Source organism: Legionella sp. MW5194 (assembly GCF_016864235.1).
Lineage (GTDB): Bacteria > Pseudomonadota > Gammaproteobacteria > Legionellales > Legionellaceae > Legionella_C.
The window spans coordinates 1,358,233-1,379,392 of record NZ_CP045732.1; the positions used below are offsets into that span (position 1 = coordinate 1,358,233).

Consider the following 21,160-nt stretch of genomic DNA (forward strand, 5'->3'; position numbering starts at 1 on the left):
ATGTTCTTTTCTTATCAACTCCCCTTAAGCGTTGTCAATAATATTACCAGATTTCTCGATAAAGACAGCAAGGCACAACTTAGTAAAGTTAATCGAGCATGGAACAACTTTCCCTTTGAGGCTCAAAATCTTACAGTAAATTGTGACGATGAGGTTCCTGTTGACCAGCTGATGCCACATGTGTTGAAGGTGTTATCAAAAAAAACAGATTCCGTATCGATTGTACGTCTAACTGCAGGATGCTCTCCATGGGCGGCAAGTTATAAGGTAAACACTGGGAAAGAAAGTTTTGTTATTCGTCAAATTAATCATGGCAGTGAAAGTCATCATGAAATTCTGACTTCATTATTTTTTTCTGAGGCAGGTGTTGCCCCCAAAATAGAATATTTTGATTTTGCTTCTGGCATTTTTATCATGCGGTTTGTTGACAATGATCCAAACTTATTGAGAAATCCCAATACAAACCAGTTAGAGGATTTAGCCGCTAAACTCAGAAAGATACATCAAGGGCCAAAATTAAAACGCCCCACGGAGGTTGAAAGCTCCACTCTGATATCTTTAAGGCGTAGTCAGCTTGAAACCATGTTTCAGAAGTATTCAGAGTTTTATTTGTTAGCTTATGCCCTTGAGCAGCTTAATTATTTTGCTACTCTGACTAGAGAGGATGCCCTCTGCCATAATGATATCAATCCTAATAATTTGTTAGCGCAACAGGATAATATTTTCTTTATCGATTGGGAATGTGCCGGTGTTAATGACGCTTTATTAGATTTGGCCACCATTGTATCGACCTTGCGTTTGAGTGCTAGTCAAAGTGATATTTTGCTAGAGAAATATATTGGGGAAAAACCATCTGAAGAGCAAATGAAGCATTTTAATTTGATGAAACAGCTTGCTCTTCTACGCTTTGCGATTAGTTTTGCAGCAAATATCAAGAATCCTGAACAGGTACGAATGATGGAAATCAAATCTATTCCAGCATTTAATCAGTATCGTCCTGACCAACATGGTGTTGTTGACAGAGGAAGTGATGCCGGTCGTTATTTCATTAGCATTATGCTAATCAAGCAAGCCATGCTTACAATAAATGATTACCACTTCAAACAGGTCATTTTGTTGGAAAAGGCACCTCGAGCACAACTGCATTATTTACCCTTACCACATATTGTTTGGAATAAGATTTTTAACCTACTATCTCCTATTGAACTCGCTAAATTAAAATTGGTGAGTCGAGATTGGGCGGCGATGGTTCGTTCCCTACAAAGTCAGGAGCAAACCTTTACTCAAAAAAGTGTTATGGCTTTAGCTAAATCCGAGGATATAGGTCGAAGATTATGGAATGCTTTAGTATGCTTTATGCCTAACCCAAGAGGGACCTTGGGGCTACTATCAGGTGGATTATCTCCATTTTGTCAGAATTTTTTCCTTGATACAGGCTTACACAAGTTTGTGATTAAAGTGGTGGCAAATGGTGATGTTTCATTCATTCCAGAGTGTGTGGTTAACAGTCTTGCCAGTCTACAAGGCGTAGGTCCCCTTGTAGAGCGTGTTGATTTTGCCAATGGAGTTCAAATTAGTGAGTTTGTTGAAAATGACATGAGCTGGTTAATCCAGCGTAAACCGTCTCATCTAGCTGAACTGGCGGCAGCATTAAGAACATTTCATAGTGCACCACAACCTAGAATCACCTGTTTCTTCAAAAAAGATAAATTCGATGAAATGGTTGATACTGTCCTGAGACAGTCTGAAACTATGCCTTTCTTAGCGGAGTTTAAATGGGCTATCTCTCTTATTCGTCAGATTGATCCAGTGTTGAGGAAAGATATTAAGCAAGTTATTTGTCATTTTGATGTTAATCCCTGGAATATTCTTTATAGTGCTAAACGACATCAGTTTAAATTGATTGACTGGGAGTTCACTAGGGTAGGTCAACCGCTTATTGATGTGGCCACTATCGCCAATTTTCTTCGCCTGAATCCCATTGAAGAAGCATTTTTCTTAATGGCGTATATCAATCAAGGTGTCAGTCCACGTGATGAGGCAACCTATCAATTGGCTAAACTCTATGCGTATCTTCGCTATGCTATTTGTTCAGCAGCTATTAATGGGGATACATCGTACACCATAGATCCAAGTATTGTAGAAAGTTTACCGCGGTTTAGTGAATTTAATCCTAAATTGCTTAAGATTGATAAAAACACGGCGGAAGGGCGTTACTATATCGCTAAGATGTTTTTAAAATCTGCTGACACATTGCTCAAGGAAGTTAACTTTGTCGAACAATTAAGAATTTTTCGTGACACCGGTACTCAGGAAATATTGGATATCCCTCAAGTGCCCCTCCTTGAGGATGTAAGTAGTAATGGACAGAACAACACCCCATTCTGAAGTAGTTGATGTTACAGACCCTTGTGTTGTAGTTGCAGCCAGTGTTGAATTGCCTTCGATTCATACACTGGACGCTCTTTGGGAAGCATTGTGTCAAAAACGAGGAATGCATTTAACTTCCAACCAGCATCGCCAACGCTGTGAAGAATTATCGTTAACCAATGCTAATTTGTTAAATGATTGGGGATTTGTCAATCAATATGGAATTTCTTCATCAGAACTATCGCAAGTTGATCCACAGCAATATCTTGCGATTCATGTGATTGATAAAGCAATAAAGTCTGTCAATCTTTCAGCAGAAATCTTGCAATCTTTTAACACAGGAGTGTTTGCCGGGGTAATGTCTGTTGATCACTTACATCGTATGATTGAAGATGGTGTCCAGGTGGATAGTCGTTTTTTTTTAAATCATTGCGAAGCCTCCATTGCTAATAAAGCCTCCCATTTTTTCAATTTTACAGGATCGAGTAAAACGGTTAATGCGGCTTGTGCTTCTTCCTTAATTGCTGTCCAGGATGCCTGCCTTAGCCTCGAAGCGGGAGTATGTGACTGGGTATTTGTGGTAGGTGTAAACCATATTGGCAGCAAGCATCGTTATCACAGTTTTAAGCAAGCCGGAATGATATCACGTTCTGGCAGCTGTCATACTTTTGCGATGAACGCAGATGGTTACATCCCATTGGAAGGTGCGGTATGTCTTTTACTGACACGACAAAGTCTGGCCAATCAACTGCATCTTAAACCAATGGCAAAAATTATTGGTATTTGTAGCAACCATAATGGTACAACACCCAGTATGACTGCTCCCAGTGTTGAGGTCCAATCTGATTTATTAGCTAGAACAAAGGAAATGGTTGCATCACTTGATCTGAACTATGTTGAAACGCACGGTACGGGAACAAGTTTGGGTGATCCTATCGAATTAGAGGCGATTCAACGACATTATCCAAATGTTTTCATCGGTAGTATCAAGGCCAATTTAGGCCATTTGGAGGCTGGAGCTGGTTTGTTAGGGATGCTTAAGGGCATTCTTGTTTTACAGCATCAACAAATACCTCCACATCTTATGACAGGGCAAGCTAATCTCCTTATGCCGGCCAATCTGAAGATTAATGAGACGATGTTGGACTATCCGCATCGACATGTCGCAGTGAGTTCTTTTGGTTTTGGAGGTAGCAATGGTCATGCTATTCTGGAGCGCGTTACTTCACCAGACATTAACATATCGCTTGATAGAAAATTACCACTGTTACTTGCTGCAAAAGATAAAGATCAGTTGCTGCTTCTTAAAACCCAGTTGAGGCAACACTATCAGCATCATGACAATTTCGTAACACATTTTGCCCTTTCCCAATTACAACAACGACATTTACCAGAAGAGAGAGCGATGCTTTGGCTAATGCCAAATGGTGATTTAAGCGAATGGCAAGACACACCCGAAAATGAGTACTGTATCGAATTAGATTTTGCTAACGAAGCTATCTGTTTAGAATTATATACTCTTTGCCTGAACTATTTACCCGAACCTATTTTAATCGAGGCCTACGGTACAGCATGCCAGTTCGCTTTAAAATTTTCCCCAAATGAGGGAACAGTGATTCGTTTGAATAATCAGGATTATTGGTCTTTCCGAGCATTGGATAAATACATTAAGGAATTGTCTGATCTACCTCAATTACCTGACGATCAGTTTTCACAATTTATTAAACAATGTCAGTCTATTTATCAATATCAGCATACCTTCAAAGCATTTGCTCATGCATCGAATAACCCTTCAATGCTAGATTGTCTTCAGCACTCCATTATGCCAGTGCAAACAGCAAGCTTAGTATTGCAGTTGCTGTGGCTGCGTGTTCAGTTAACGCAAAAATGGTCCTTACAAGCTGCGGAAGAGGAGAGTTTACAAGCATTCCCATGGCAATACCGAGAGTGGATAGCCTTGTTTAAACAAGAGATTTGTTCTTTGACGGATGCACTTTCTATTTTAAATGGTGATGAAGGGATCCAGGCATTTTTATCAAGTCGATTGGTAAGTCGGATTAAATCCATAGACTATAACCAGTTGTCCAGACTGGCTGAACTAAAAGTTCAGCATATGAATAATCAGGATAGTAATGATGAGAATGGTCATTGTCTTATCCACCTTAATGAATCCTGTATCATCCAATTAGTGTCGACTAATCAGAACAGTTCCTCAACAATTGACCATACCCGTTTGTTGCAATTTTGCTGGCTGCGCGGTATTGATGCACGTTGGGATAAAGATTATCAAGACATTCCTTTCTATCGTAAGGGAATTATTCCTATGAAACAATCCGAGGCATCGCTCTATACCGTCTGTCATCATTATAAAACCAATTCCTTAGCCAAGAACATTAAGCAAATTCAATTCGAGGAGAAGATAGGATTAACTCATTATCAACAGTTGTTATCAAATTTACACCAGCTGATAAATGAAAATAACAAACCAGTTTTATCCATCTCTCATTCCGATAAACTCTTTTTACAACATGCCGAGTTACTGGGTAAGGCAATTTCTTTAGAGTTTGGTGATTCAGCAATCTGCTGTTTTGATACTTATGGGCATCAATATCATCATTCTTTAGTAGAACTTAAGCCAAATACCAAGTCAGAAGCCTTCGAGACAAAAGGCCACTATGTCATTACCGGTGGCACTGGCGGCTTAGGTCTGGAGTTATGTCATTTTCTTTGTGAGAATTACGAGGCAACGGTTACCTTGGTTGGCAGAAAAGCATGGTCGGAATTATCAACTACGGTAAAAGAGCGCATTGAGTCGCCACAAATAAATTATGTTCAATGTGATATCAGTAATACTCATCAATGGCTCCACCAATTGCACTCTTTATCTGAAAAACAACCGATTGATGCTTTATTTCATCTTGCGATTGCCACTAATGACCAATTGTTTGTGCAAATGACTGCTGAAGAGTTACAAGGTGTACTGAAAGAACGTTGGGATGCTAATGCCTGGCTTGCCTCTGATCAATTAACAAGTTCTGTTAAAGCGATACATGTTTTTGCTTCGATTCAAGCGTACCTTCCTAACCTGGGAGGGAGCATCTATTGTTACGAGTCATTAATCAAGTCGACTTTATTACGTCAAAGCCCCCATCTCAGAAAAACGCTTAGTTATTTGGGAGTTATTGATGGAATTGGTTTGGCCGCTAGAAATGATTACAGCCAATACTTAAGCCAATACCAGATGCGACCGATTCGCTTTGATGACCTGATGAGTCAACTTGCATGTCAGATAGCGCATAATGTCCCTGAAGCCATTATCACAAAAATTGACTATGATGACCTATTGGTGAGTAAGCTTAGTGATAATCTCGATAATTATCTCGCAGATTACGTCATCTTAAGTGTGTTTTGCCAATTATGCCATGCTACGGAATCCTTTCACGGCCATTTCCAATTATTGTACGCTGAGTTAAAGAAACTATGGCAAGAAAGAGAATTGTCATTACATGATGTTGAGAATTACCAAAAGGAAATACTTAGGTTGAGGCAACTGCTATTGGCAAGTGATTATCGCGGAAGACTCAGTTTATTTGATACGGTAATCAACCAATATAGGCAGATAATGAATCAAAGTATTCCTGCCCATCAAGTTATTTTTCCATCTGGCCAGACCGAGTTGGTAGAATCGTTTTATAAAGGACATAGCAGTGCAGATTTTGCCAATGTTGCTTTGGCAAGAGAGTTAAGAATCCTTATTGATCAGAATAGAACGTTGCGTATTTTAGAGGTTGGGGCAGGAAGTGGGGCGACTACTGTAGAGCTATTGTCTCAGCTAAAGCCGCAGGATCAGGTTGAATATACTTTTACCGATATTTCACAGGCACTGGTTAATAAAGCACGAAGCAGATTATCTTCTCCATACGCAAATATGAACTTTTGTGCGCTAAATATTGATGATATAAAAAGTGGGCATCCCTTTGAAAATCAATTCGATGTAATTATCGCTACTAATGTTATTCATGCCACGCCATCTATCGTCGAAACCTTACAAAAATTAAAACGCTGCCTAAACGATCAAGGGACTTTGTTAGTTAATGAATTAATTGAAAAGACGCCTTATACCACTGCCATTTTTGGTCTTTTTGAAGGGTGGTGGAAAACGCAAGATAGTCAATATCGTATCCAAGGTTCGCCTTTATTATGCTCATTTTCCTGGTTGGAACTCCTTAAAGAGGTTGGACTTACCCAAATAAAAACGATAGCTAGCCCTCTTCATAGTCTTAATCCCCAGCAACAAGTTTTTGTGGCTACCATGCTTCAGGAAAACAGCACGAAAGAACTCAATCCTTCTTGCTCATTACCTAATGGATTCACTATGGAGGATTTAAAGAGCAGGATTGCTGCCACCCTGCATATTGATTCAAATGGGATTTCTGCATCAGCAAATCTGTCTGAACTGGGGTTTGATTCTTTAAGTTTAAGCGATTTATACCAAAAGTTACGTCCTCATTTTAATAGTCTGAGTATTGCCGATTTATTTGCTGATCACAGTGTAGCCACGCTTGCCAGTTATTTGGGGGTGTCACAGCATCAACAAGAGGAAAGAACTGGTGAAAAGGCTGTGGCGCCAGTTGCTGAACAGGATATCGCGATTATTGGCTTAAGCTATAAGTTACCTCATAGTGGTTATGAGACTTTTGAAGCCATGCTGGAAGCAGGAGGAACTGCTTTTTCCGAAGTGCCTGTTAGCCGTTGGGCGCAAAAAGACTATTTCCATAAAGAGCCTATGCCAGGGCATATCTATGCAAGCAAGGGAAGCTTTCTGGAAGACATTGATTGTTTTGATGCTGCTTTCTTTACTATTTCTCCACGTGAGGCTCGGTTAATTGATCCCCAAGAGCGATTGTTATTACAAAATGCCTATCATGCTTTAGAGGAGGGAGGATGCTTACCTATCCATGATAAGAATCAAATTGGTGTTTTTGTTGGCTTAAGCGGCAACTATTATAGCTGGTGTTACGAGTGGCAAAATCAATCTCATGCCAATTCAGCCTGTAGTTATTGGTCTGCTGCAAATAGAATTTCTTATGCATTAAATTTACATGGACCCAGCCTGACAGTAGACACTGCATGTTCATCTTCTTTAACGGCGCTACACCTGGCTTGCCAATCATTATTATCTGGTGAAACGGATATTGCTTTGGCGGGTGCCGCTAATCTCATTGTACATCCTCGTCAAATGGTGGAGTTAAGTGATCTTAGAATGCTTTCACCCACTGATCAAAACAATAGTTTTGCTGAGAATGGAGATGGTTTTGTTTATGCTGAAGGGATAGTGGTGCTTTGTCTAAAAAGGCTGTCACAGGCGATAGAAGAGGGTGATTATATTCATGCGGTGATTAAAGCGACGGCGCTTAATTCTGGTGGTAAAACGCATGGATATACAGTACCCAATGTTCATTTGCAAGAAGAGGTTATTCAAAAGGCTTTAACGAAAGGCAATATCAAGCATGAACAAGTGTGTTTTGTTGAAACCCATGGCACCGCAACAAAATTAGGCGATCCGATTGAAACGAAAGCCTTGTCCTCAGTGTTTACTCATCCACTTAGTATTTCATCTGTCAAAAGTAATATGGGACATAGTGAGGCATGCGCTGGATTTGCGGGGCTTGTTAAAGTTATTTTGCAATATCGAAATAATTGCCTTTATGGCAATGCGCATTCTTTACCGTTGAATCCTTATTGTAACTTTGATCAAAATAAATTACGCGTCTTACAGAGCAAAGAACAGTGGTCAGTTGCACCTGGCTCTCGTTTATGTGGTTTGAGTTCTTTTGGTGCTGGTGGAAGTAATGGCCATGTAATCCTTAGCGATTACGTCAATCAACCAAAAGGGGTAACTACTCTTTATCCCTTCGCCAAAACCCGTTATTGGTATACTGAGCCAAAGACGCAATCAATTTTCCTTAATAGGCAAGAGTATTATTTTAGTCAGCACCAATTATTTGGAATCCCCATACTTCCTGGGGTAGCTCATGTCTACCATATGGCACAGTTTGCCTTTAGTAAATTGAACAGCCAGGTTTTGCAGTTGGATGATATACAGTGGTTATCGCCTATTTTCTGCGAACAGGAAGAGGATACAGTTGAAATCAAGCTGAATCATGAAACCAGAGGTAATCAGCTTAAAATCAGTTTAGATAATATAAAACCTCATTCCAGGCTTATTGCTCAGCGAATAGAGCTAATGGAATTAACTCTCAATGATAAAATGAAGGACTGTGTTCACGCTTACCCGGTTGCGTCAATTTATCAAACCTTTCGTGAAAAGGGATGGTTTCATGGGCCGGCATTCCAAGGTATTAAAAGCCTATTGCTCGATCAAAACAAGCAATGTTGTCTAGCAAGCATCCAGCTTAATAGTGATGAAGTGGATGAAAATTATACCCTTGACCCAAGATTGTTTGACTCGGTTTTACAGTGTGTTTCAGTACTGCAAAGAGAACTGCCCGCCAATCAAGTGTATATCCCTCAGTCTATTCAGCAACTCAGGTTGTATCGACCGTGGCCTAAATCGTTTCAAGTATTTTGTGAAACCATTGAAAACAGTGTTAACCAAGTGCAATACCATATCACTTTGTTTGATGAAAATCAGAGAGTCATCACGGCAATTCATGCTTTTCGCATGGTACCTATTCATCTTCAACAGGTTGTTTCAAGAAGTCAATTAAGTTATTTACAACCAACATGGCAAGGGTTAGTCATTCCCAATGCGAGTACGCTCTCCCAAAGCAGCGTTCCTTATTCCCAAATGGAGATCCTGGATTATAAGCAGCTGAAGCATTGCATGCTACAGATGAAACGCGATATTGATATCTATAGGCGTCATAAATACATTGCTGTCTTTATGATAAATAAGAGTAATCAAGCCTTCGCTCATGCCTGGAATGGATTTTTACAGACCTTAACTGCTGAATATAGCTGGTTTAATTATTTGCTTTATGTACTGGATCTTGATAATGGGAATGATATTGGGAACTTACCATATTCTCCTCATTTATCGGGCATGGTCATGGTTAATTCATCAGACCAGTTATTGTCTCGTCACTATCAGACCATAAAGCCAGATAAATCATCCTGCCTCTTTAAAACCGAGGGACATTACATCATAACTGGCGGAGTAGGGGGAATAGCGAAGCACATTGCTGCCTATCTTGCAGAACACTACCAGGCAAAAATATTACTACTGGGACGTAGGGAGGCTAAGGATCAATCCTCATGGCTTGCTGCCCATGCTATCGATTATCAACAAGTGGATGTCTGTGATCAAGAACAGCTGGCGAAGGCGATTAGTTGGTTTAAACAACAATATGGTGCTATTCATGGGATCATTCATGCTGCAGGATGGCAGCAGGACAAGCTGCTTTGCAATTTAGATGCTTCAGATATTGATGCAGTGATGCGAGTAAAAATCGAGGGACTGATTCACCTTGATAATTTATTGTCCTCGGAAAAGCTGGATTTCTTTCTCTTATTGTCTTCTTATGCTTCTATTCTGTCTAACCCGGGACAAGCTCATTATGCAGCAGCAAATGCTTACCTTGATTCCTTCGCTCATCAACGGGAATATGCACGTCTTTCAGGAAAACGTTATGGTAAAACCATTGCCTTGAATAGTCCGTTCTGGACAACGGCAGGTATGAGTATTCCGAAGAACATACAAGTCCGTATGATGCAGGAATGGGGTATGGAAGGATTGAGTGCACAAGAAGGAATAAACCTATTATCACAGACCCTTTCTTGTGACGCCTCTCAAGTTGTTGGTGTTAAAGGAAGCAAGGATCGTTTAATAGCATCATTAGTAAACAAACCAGAAACTCCATCAAGCACCGATTTGGCGCTGCCAGCTGACACGGTGTCTCCTTTCAATTCCAGGATAGCTGATAGTAATATGATTGAACAAATAATAGCTGAGATTATTGAGCAAACCCTTCCTATTGACCGCAGTAAAAGTTTTGGTGATTTAGGCTACAACTCCATTACCTTATCGGAACTGGCTGTGCGTTTGAATGGGGTAGTCAATGAATCACTTACTGCGGCTTCATTCTATGATTACCAGACGGTTGGTGAGTTTTTGGATACTTTTCAAATTCATCCATTAGAAAAATTACCCATTTCACAAAATGAACCTCAATCCCGGTCGCAGATAGCCATTGTTGGTTACCATGCCTTGTTGCCAGGTTGTGAGGATTTAAACGATTTTTGGCAAATTCTGATCGATAAGAAACAGATAGTAACAAAGACACCTGCGTTTAGAAAAGCATGGATGAAAACACATGATGCAGCTTTTATTGATAGTGTAGAATGTTTTGATGCAGCATTTTTTAACCTTTCTCCAATAGAGGCAAAGGTGATGGATCCCCAGCAACGTTTGCTATTACAAACCGTATGGCATGCGCTTGAACATAGTGGGATTGAACCCTCCACACTAAAAGGAAGCAATACAGGCGTGTTTGTCGGTGCTTCGACATTTGATTATTACAGCCAGTTAGTAAAGCATCACTGTGATAATCCTTATATTCCATTGGGGTCAGTACATTGTTTGTTTGCCAATCGAATTTCCTATTTTTTTGATCTGCACGGGCCAAGCGAATCCATTGATACGGCTTGTTCCAGCGGATTATATGCGCTTCATAAAGCATCGCACTCTATATTAAACGGGGAATGTGAGACGGCCATTGTTTGTGGAGTGAACTTACTCCTTGCCGATACTTTTTTTGAATCATTTACTGATTCAGGCATGTTATCTGAGAAAAAGCGGTGCACTCCTTTTGATGAGCAAGCGGATGGTTATGTACGTGGTGAGGGAGTGGTTGTTGTTATTCTGCAAGCAGCAGCCACTGCATTAGCTGAGAATAATACCATTCACGCCTTGATGTTGCAGAGTGCAGTGAACCATGGAGGAAAAGCCAATACCTTGACCTCTCCCAGTTCAAAAGCACATAGGCAGCTCTATGAGAGGGTCTACGCGAATATTGATAAAAGTCAAATATCCTATATTGAAACCCATGGTACAGGTACACCAATTGGTGATCCCATCGAAATCAATGGGATGCAATCCTTCTTTAAAGGGGCAGAGCAGGTTATTCATTTTGGATCATTAAAGGCTAATATTGGTCATTTAGAACCCGCGTCTGGATTAGCTTCGGTAATCAAAGTTTTACTTATGATGCAGAAGCAATTGATTCCAGGTCAGGCGGGCTTTAACAAGTTAAACCCACAAATTTCATTAGACAATTCATGTCTTAAAATAAACACTGAAAATCAGGAATGGCGTCATCATCCTGATGCTCCATTGACTGCGGGTATTAACTCCTTTGGTTTTGGTGGAGTGAACGTGCATGCAATCTTGCAAGCTCCTCAGACTAGCTTAAATACTAGCGGAGCTGTCAAGCGACCATTTTATCCATTTGCTAAGACTTGCTATTGGTTTGCAGAGCAACAAATCGAAGTCTTTTATCAACAACAACGACAATCTTGCGATACGTCAATCGTTTATCATCGAATTGAGGGAGAACAGCTATTAGTCATACAGGCTGATTCTGTTATGCCAATGAGAGAATTAGACATAGCTAATACCATGTCGGTAGTTAGGTTGGGTGAAGAACTTAATCCATCCTTTATGAATAGTACTCTAGACCGTGTCATTCTCATATTGAATGAAGTTGCTTGTGAAGCAATTGATGAAATATTTTTGTTGGCACAGAAGCTGGCAATCAATTTTCAAACCAAGCCTTTGACTATCCAGGTTTTTATTGCTTGTAAAGAGATAGGTAATATAACACCCATGGGATCTGCCGTAGTCGGTTTATTTGAATCCTTAAGTAAAGAACATCCAACTTGGAAATGCCAAATTTATTGTCACGACAATAGTGACATTCCATCCTTAATAGTTAATTTCCATCGTTCCTATCAAACCCTATATGTTCAGGATGGCCAATGTTATCAATATGTCTTAGCGAAAAGTACATATCAGTCCAATGGACCTTTTATACAGCCAGCTTCCACGATAATGGTAATGGGAGGCTTTGGCGGGATTGGTAGCTGCTTGTGTGATTATTTAGTACAGCGATATGCCGCGAAATTAATAGTCATTGGTAGAAAGTCATTTGCAGAGAATGATCATCCACTCTTAAAAAAATATCCTGATGCCATCGATTATTTGCCTGTGGATGTGACGAGTCCCAATGAAGTAACTTTGGCGATACGTTACATCGAAGAAAAATATAATCGTTTAGATGCTATCTTCAACTGTGTTATGCAACTAGAGGATGCATCGGTTGCTAATATGTCTTTATCATCTTTTAAACGGGTATTTGTTACAAAACAAGCCTCTATCTCAGCAGTTAAACAATGTTGTGAAAAATTGCAATGTCGAAAGGTCGTGTTGTTTTCATCAGTGCAGAGTTTCGCTTGTCTTGCTGGACAAGCGAATTATGCTGCAGCCAGTAAGTTTTTTGATGCCTATGCCCACTTGAATTTTCAGGCTCCAGAGTATGACCTTCGCTTGTTAAATTGGAGTATTTGGCAGGACGTGGGGGCGGTGAGCAACCCCTATCATCTGAATCAGGCGAGAGCACTGGGCTATGAACCTATCCCGACCGATATGGGGTTAAAATGGATGGAGCTGGCATTAGAGGGCAAGGCAACACAAATGATTATTCAACCTCGATGTGAACCTGCTCAAAGCCAAAGCTTTCCTGCACCATTGACCGGTTATGATAGGGCGAATGCATTAGTGAGTAGCTATATACACTCGTTTAAACAACAACCTTATAACAATCTGAAACTCTTTGATTATTTAAAGGAGCAGTTGTCTTCTGAGGTACTCGTTAAACATGATTTAAATCTGCAATACCAACAAAATAGTCAAGAGGATCCTGCCTATCAGGCTTTATATGAACTTTGTCATTATTGCTTTCAGCATTACCCTGGATTGATGGAAGGAAGTATGAGTGCCAATGAGATACTATTTAGTCCGGAAGGCAGTCTTTTATTGGAAAAGGTTTACAGCAACTTACCGGAATCCACTGCATGTAATGAGGCCATTGGTTCTTATCTGCAAGAAAATTTAATGGATATTGAGCGACCAATACGAATATTGGAACTAGGGGCTGGCTTAGGGGCAACTACTGAGGCTATTAGCAACTATTTAGCGGATCTGTCCATTCAGTACTGTTATTCCGATGTGTCACCATACTTTCTGGCAAAGGGGGAGGCCTTAGCTTCTCGGCTGCCGTTCCCATTACAAACTCAGTTTATAAACATCAATGAGTTGAGTGCCTTGTCTTCGCATAGTTATGATGTGGTGATAGCTTCGAATGTTCTGCACTTGGCTAATAATTTAAACGATAGCTTGCATCATATAAACCGCATTTTAACACCCGGCGGCAGGTTGATAATTAATGAAGGAACAAAGCAGCAGTTGGCGTTAAACTTCATCTTTGGGATGTTTGAACTATGGCGTGAGAGAAAAACCCATGCATCATTTTCTCACTGCCCCTTATTGGAGAAAAATAGTTGGCTTCGTAACCTCAAACTGGCGGGATTTGAAAGTGCGAATCCCTTGTATGATCATCATGGCAATCAGGTGGTATTGCTTGCTCAAAAAGTAAAGCAAGCTGCGCGTTCATCAACAGCTAATTCATCTAAGGTAAGCCACAATGCCTTTATGGAAACATTAAAAGAGTTATTACGTACCAGTTTGCAAATGCTGCCCACACAACCGATTGATGAATCGAGGCCTTTGGCAGAACTGGGTTTAGACTCGATTACCGGGGTTAGCTTTATCGCAAAACTGAATGCCCAATATGGCCTTTCTTTAAAAGCGTCTACCATCTTTTCGTATCCAACCTTACAAGCTTTACATCAATTGATTTCTGGAAAGATTAAAGAGGATAAGCCATCCGAATTAGAGTTGGTTGAGGATGTCTTCCTTGGAGAGTCGGTTTATGAATAAGATAAAACGCCAATATCAACTTTCTCCACAAAAGAATATCTTCTGGCGAGAGCATCGGGTGAGTGGGCGTATGATACTCCCCTTAGATAACTATTTAATGATGATATTGAAAGCCTTTCCTACTTATCCAGCGGCCTATCTTCATCTTGAGCAACTAAGTATCCATCGTCCTTTGATTGCGGATAGGGAGGATTATGAAGTTCGTTTACAACTGGATTGTGATGAGCAAGGTCGGTGCTCTATTCATTTAATTCATGCCGATAGTAGCCAGGAATTATTACTGAGTTGTGTATTGCATTTCTCGCAAGAGGAACTGAAAGCATTGCCATTCTCTCCTGACCCTACTCTTCCAATGCAGCAGGGGAATTTTACGGATTCGGACAAACATCATTTAGGTAGAATTTATTATTTATCAGATAGCTATCAGCTGGATAAGGGTAAATTGACTGCCACCTTATCTCCAGCTTCCAATATGACTGCCAAAATAGCAGGGTTACTACATGGTCCCATGCATTGTCAGGATGTTCACATAGGCAACAATAGCCAACCCACTTTACCTCAATACATTGAACGCATTGGTTTGAACGTATTGAATCTTGATAGTGCTCATATGCTTTGTGCGGATACTACTGGTGCCAGTCTATGGGATGAACAAGGGAGATGTTTGGCGCATTTAACAGGATTTAATACTAATCAAGAAAAAGCAAAAAGTCATCCTCAAGATATCGCCATCATTGGTATGGCGGGAATGTTTCCTAAAGCTGAAAATGTGATGCAGTTTTGGCAAAACTTGTGTGAAGGTGTTAATGCGATAGAGGCTAGAAACCATAGAGGGAACTTGTCTTTTAAAAAGGAGCGGTGGGCTGGTTGGTTAAGCGATATATTTGAGTTTGATCCCGCTTATTTCCATCTCTCTGAAACCGAAGCCAATGCTATGGATCCCCAACAGCGATTATTTTTGACGGTAGTTGATGATTGTTTACTAGATGCCAATTATGATCGCGATCGATTATGTAAGGAACAGTGCGGTGTGTATGTCGGGGCATGCCAAAGTAGCTATCGCCAACATGCAAAAGATAAAATACCCCCACAAAGTTTTTGGGGCAATGCGCCGTCGGTGATTGCTGGTCGAGTAGCTTATCACTATGATTTGCATGGCCCTGCCATTGTATTTGATACCGCTTGTTCATCCTCACTGGTTGCTTTGCATCATGCTGCAGAAAGTATTCGGAATGGATCGTGTTCGCTGGCAATTGCTGGTGGGGTCTTTTTGATGCTGGATGAGAGTTTTATCGAGGGTGCCGACAATGCTTCCATGTTATCTCCAGACCATGCTTGCAATGCTTTTTCTGATCAAGCGAATGGTTTTGTTCCTGGAGAAGGGGTGGCTTGTGTCTTGTTAAAATCCTATTCGCAAGCTCAAGCGGATGGAGATAGGATTTATGCTTGTATTTCGGCCAGTGCCCTGAATCAAGATGGATTGTCAAATGGAATTACTGCACCCAATGGTGATGCACAAACACAATTAATTAAACAGCTTTATAGATCAGAGCACATCGATTTATCCAAAGTCGCAGCCATTGAGGCACATGGTACTGGAACACACTTAGGTGATCCCATAGAGGTGTATGCCTTAACGGAGTCATTCCGCGATGCAAACTTGCCAGTAGGCGCGATAGCCATTGGCAGTGTGAAATCAAATATCGGGCATGCTATTCATGCAGCAGGTATGGCAGGTTTTATTAAAATGGTTCTGGCGGCGTATACTCATAAAATTCCACCTACCTTGAATTGTAAACCGTCCAATACTCATATTGACTTTCATCAGATACCATTTAAGCCAGTAGATGAACTAATGTATTGGCCTGAGAATAAACCTTATGCCGGCATCAGCTCCTTTGGTTTTTCTGGCACCAATGCGCATGTGGTGATTAAAAAAATCCATAACGAACCGCAACTATTGGCGAAGCAGCCAAACTCACAACAAAAACATTATTGCTACTGGAAACAGTCCCATACGATTAACCTGGATAATAACTCCGGTTATTTTGCAGGACATCAAGTGAATGGACAAGCTATTCTTCCGGCAGTAGCCAGTTTAGCGGTAGCCCAGCAAGCAGTCTCTTCAGTACCGTGCTATCTAAGCCAGATTAAATGGTCTAAGCCGCTGATTAAAACGACGGATGCTCAACAAACAGTCCACATCCGTATCTCAGAGGGAATGATATTCCTGGAATCTGATAATCAGGACATTTTTTTCCGCGCCAGGATTGAACAGATATCAGAGGGATTTCCTGAATTAAGTCATTTCCCATGTCATCCTCTTGAAAAAGAAATATCAACCGCTAAGTTATATCAACGTTTCAAAGAATGCGGCATTTGCTATGAGCGTTCTTTGCAAAATATGGTGCATTTAAGTTGTAATGAGCAATTCGCAGTGGCAGAAATTTATACCATTGAACATGTTGAATCCTGGGATATCAACCCCTATGTATTAGATTGTGCTTTACAAACCATAGCCTGTTTTACATTGATGCGCAGTGATGACTTATCGGTACCAAGTCATGCGGATGCCATTTCTTTTTATCAGCCAATTACAACTGGGAAGTTTTTTGTAGTTAGTCATCAACGTGGAGAGCTGCTTTTTGATATTGCGGTATGGAATGACTACCAGCAACTTTGCATAGTCATTGAAGGTTTGCATGCTACGATTATTGAGTCTTCAATGGCTAAGGAAGTGCAATCAACCCCTAAGCAAGAGTTTGAAAATGATACCTTGGCACTCATTTACTCGGTATTCGCTCATCGCCTGGAAACGACTATTGAGCGATTAAGTTCAATTGAGACTTTTGGTGAGTTGGGCATTGACTCATTGATGGGGCTGGACCTTATCATGGATTTAGAAGTCCACTTCGGTAATCTGGCAAAGACCCTGTTAATAGACTATACCAATTTTCAAGATTTAGCGGTTTATCTCTCCGGTATTGGTGTTCCCAAAGACATCCCTATTGAAAAAACCGGAGAAACCTTCCCTGATCATAAGGAAATGCACGAAGACATCGCCATCATAGGTATGGCAGTTCACTTACCCGAAGCTAGCAACCTTCGGATGATGGCTGACACTCTAAGTTCCGGTAAAGATTGTGTAACTTATGATGACAATTGGGTATATCCCTACGCTGCAAGACTAAAGGATGCGAATCAGTTTGATGCCTTATTTTTTAATATTGCTCCTAACGACGCATTTATTATGAGCCCTCAAGAACGCCTGATGCTGCAAAATGCCTGGCATTGTTTTGAGAGTGCAGGTATTGCTGTTGATGGTAAGCCCAAAGCGGTATCCGTTTACATCGGTGCAATGAATAATGATTATCAGTTAAATGGCCTTGAGCTAAGTCTGGAACAATCTAAGCCAGTTCTTGCCAACTCAACCAATGCCAGTATTGCGAATCGTATATCCAGTGTTTTTAATTTGACAGGACCGAGTTTATGTCTGGACACCATGTGTTCTTCATCACTGACTGCTGTTTATTTGGCCTGCCAATCTCTACGGCAAGGGCAAGTAGATTTGGCTTTAGTTGGTGGGGTAAACCTTATTACGCATGACTATAAATATCAGGAATTGTTGCATCGGAATATGCTGTCACAAGCGGGGTATTGTGCTGCATTTGGTGACAAGGCTGATGGCTATGTTCCTAGTGAAGGAGTTGTCAGTATTTTATTGAAACCATTATCTGCGGCCAAGCGGGACAGTAATACTATATTTGCCGTCATTAAAGGATCGGCTATTAACCATAATGGTCGAACCTCAGGTTACACAGTCCCTCATGCCTCTATGCAAGCAAAAGTGATTGAGGATGCTCTTAAGGATGCTTCAATCCAGGCACATCAAATAAGCTATGTGGAATGTCATGGGACGGGTACTCGATTAGGTGACCCTGTTGAAATTAATGGTCTTGGCCAACTATTCGATACCAACACCTCTGTGTTCATCGGTTCATTGAAGTCAAATTATGGCCATCTCGAAGCAGCCGCTGGTTTGGCGGGTATAGCAAAAGTCGTTTTGCAAATGCAGAGGAGACAACTATTTCCTTCATTACATGCGCAGCCATTGAATCCGGAAATTAAATTGCCAGTTGGCATGCAAGTGAGCGATTGTTTGCAATCATGGAAAGAGGCTGAAACCGGAAATGCCTATGCTGGAATATCCAGTTTTGGGGCAGGGGGAAGTAATGCCCATGTGATTCTCACCAACTATCCGTCTCAACCCATTGTAGAGGTTCCCCAAGGCCCCTATTTATTTCTTTTTAGTGCCAAAAGTAAAGAGGCACTTCAGAGGAATATTGCGGTTATCACCCAGTGGTTAAGTAATGAAAATCACTTTAACCTTTATCAGCTTGCTTATACTCTTGCACTAGGGCGTACGCATCTTAAAGAAAGAGTAGCGGTGTTTGCTTCCAATACCCAACAACTAATACAGGCATTGGAAAATGGGCAGCTTAGTGCCTCTTCACATCCAGCAGCAACCCCTGAAATGATTGGCTTATCTCGAGAGTTTCTAGAGGGAAAACATGGTGATTTTAACCCTATTTTTAGCACAAAAGTTCCGATGATTGCTGATTTGCCTGGCTATCAATTTGCCGCCAGATCATTCCAATTATCAAAGGGTAAAACGAAATTAGTTCAAGATTTAGCGTATAGCAGTTTTAACTTTGAACCAGAACCTTTACTCCATAGTACTTCTAAACAACCTTCTCTTTTGGTGTTAACAGATAGCAATACTCAAAAAAACTGTTTGTCATGGGGAATATCACCTCAATCTATCTATCTCTGGAAAGGAAATAATAGTTGGCAAAATTATCAAGGCGAGTTTGTAAACACCGATGATTTAAAGGTAAATGAGGTTGAGTGTGTTGTCGATTGCTTAACCGATTTATGCTCTTTGCAGGATCATTTAAGCTTGCTGCAATATTTGATTGTGACTAAGAAAGTTAAAAAACTGGTGCAGTTAACTGTCTTTGAAGAGGGCATTGATGCCCAAATGATAGCTTATTATTTACAATGTCAAAGTAATTTACGGCATGGATTTAAAGCGGTTAGTGTCTCAATGGATCTACATGGAGACCAGGCACGCAGGCACTTAAATAATGAAATCTCTGCGTTAATAGATTATCAACGCATACGTTATCAAAATGGGGAGCGTATGGTATGGATGCTTCAGGACTTAGAGCATCGGGATTTCCAATCTCTACCCATAGCTTCTGAAAAATTACATATTGTTACTGGTGGAACCAGTGGTCTAGGAGCCGCATGTGCAGAATGGTTAGTTACTCAGGGGGCTAAATATCTGGTACTTTGTGGTCGCACCAACGTACCACAGGAACATTTGTGGTCTCATTATTTGGCGAATCATAGTACTGATAAAACGGCTGATATCATAAAATTAATTACCAGATTAAGATCAAAAGGTTGTACCGTCTATTATTACCTAAGCCCACTGGACAATTCTGATCAGTTTGAACACTGGTTGGATGTAGTACTGCAAAATGGGCATTCCATTGGCTACGTTTTACATTGTGCGGGAATAACACCAAAGGGCTTGTCGGATAATGACTGTCTAGATATCTCATCTCTTTCGGATATGCTCATGACTAAGTTGCATGCGGGTAAACGCTTGCTCTCTACCCTGAGTAAACTTGATTATGATAAGTGCGTGCTGTTTTCTTCAGTATCAAGTGTTTATCCAACTTTAGCTAGTGGGGTATTAGAATACAGCTTGGGAAATAGGGCATTAAATGCACTGGCTGAACAATACCAGGATGGAGAAGTCATCTCGGTTATTTGGCCAGCATGGGAAAAAAGTGCAGCAAAGATTAACCAAAACAAACATTATCAGCGTTTAGGTCTTGGGATATTTAGTAATGAACAGTGGTTTTCAGTTCTGACAACCGTTTTGGCTAATCCAAATGTTCCTGCTTTGGTATTACCAAGTAAGGAAAAACTAGTTTATCAATCACTACCAGAACCATTGTTAGTGAATCATTCGGCACTCATGCCAGCACTGAAACAAATTTTTATTGAAGTAGTTGGTTTGACTGAAGAAGATCTTGACCCATCGCTTCCTTTCGAGAGTTACGGGATTGATTCAGTGCTTGTGGTGAGCATTCTAAAAAGAATAGAAGCTTTATTACAAAAAGATTTAGCGCCGGAAATCTTATTGAAACATAACTCCTTGGAAAAATTGGATGCTGCATTGTCGGATATTTCCTTACCTACTCTAGTGTCAAAACAAGCTCCAATTCAGTTAACTGAAAAAAAGAGCGAGCAGATAGCAATTGTTGGTATGGCTTGCCAATTCCCTGGTAGCCCTGATTTACAAGCCTACTGGCAACTCCTGGCAAACGGGGGACGAGCGATAAACCGTATACCAGAATCACGTTTAGATAATCCAAATTTTGCCCATTTCCGTGGCGGATTTATTGATGATCATATTAGTGCTGATCATCGTTTCCATTTCAACGAGGTTCAATGGGTTAAGTTACATCCTTTGGTCAAATTAGCTTTGAGCTTAACTGAAAAGGCTCTTAAGGATGCTGGATTAAGTCAAACGGATATCAAGGGTAAACATATTGGCGTTTATGTGGGTAGCCGTGTTCCTGATAATAATGCCAATGCATCCATGGATGCATTTAGCCTGATAGGCAGAGGGCAAAACTTTGTGGCGGCACATATTAACCATTTTTATGACTTGAAGGGACCATCCGAGTTAGT

Annotated in this window: 3 protein-coding genes (1 of these 3 cut by a window edge); all 3 read left to right on the plus strand. The window is 40.7% G+C overall.

Annotated features, from left to right (window positions below):
* Tightly spaced (each overlapping or abutting the next), the 3 genes in view from GH742_RS06445 to GH742_RS06455 form a layout consistent with a single transcriptional unit that may run on beyond the window.
* Positions 1-2,388 (plus strand): phosphotransferase, encoded by a 2,388-nt coding sequence (locus tag GH742_RS06445; RefSeq protein ID WP_203456607.1) that lies wholly within the window; start codon positions 1-3, stop codon positions 2,386-2,388.
* Positions 2,363-14,389 (plus strand): SDR family NAD(P)-dependent oxidoreductase, encoded by a 12,027-nt coding sequence (locus GH742_RS06450; protein ID WP_203456608.1) that lies wholly within the window; start codon positions 2,363-2,365, stop codon positions 14,387-14,389. Before GH742_RS06445 ends, GH742_RS06450 begins: the two co-directional genes overlap by 26 nt.
* Positions 14,382-21,160 carry the 5' portion of a beta-ketoacyl synthase N-terminal-like domain-containing protein gene (locus GH742_RS06455; RefSeq protein ID WP_203456609.1) on the plus strand. Its footprint extends 853 nt past the window's final position, so 6,779 of the gene's 7,632 nt are visible here — the first part of the coding sequence; its start codon is at positions 14,382-14,384; its stop codon lies off the right edge, out of view. The genes GH742_RS06450 and GH742_RS06455 overlap by 8 nt, the downstream gene beginning before the upstream one ends.

Excerpts from the sequence above, each read along its gene's own strand:
- GH742_RS06445 (WP_203456607.1), top strand. The coding sequence starts at position 1 with ATGTTCTTTTCTTATCAACTCCCCTTAAGCGTTGTCAATAATATTACC.
- GH742_RS06450 (WP_203456608.1), top strand. The coding sequence starts at position 2,363 with ATGGACAGAACAACACCCCATTCTGAAGTAGTTGATGTTACAGACCCT.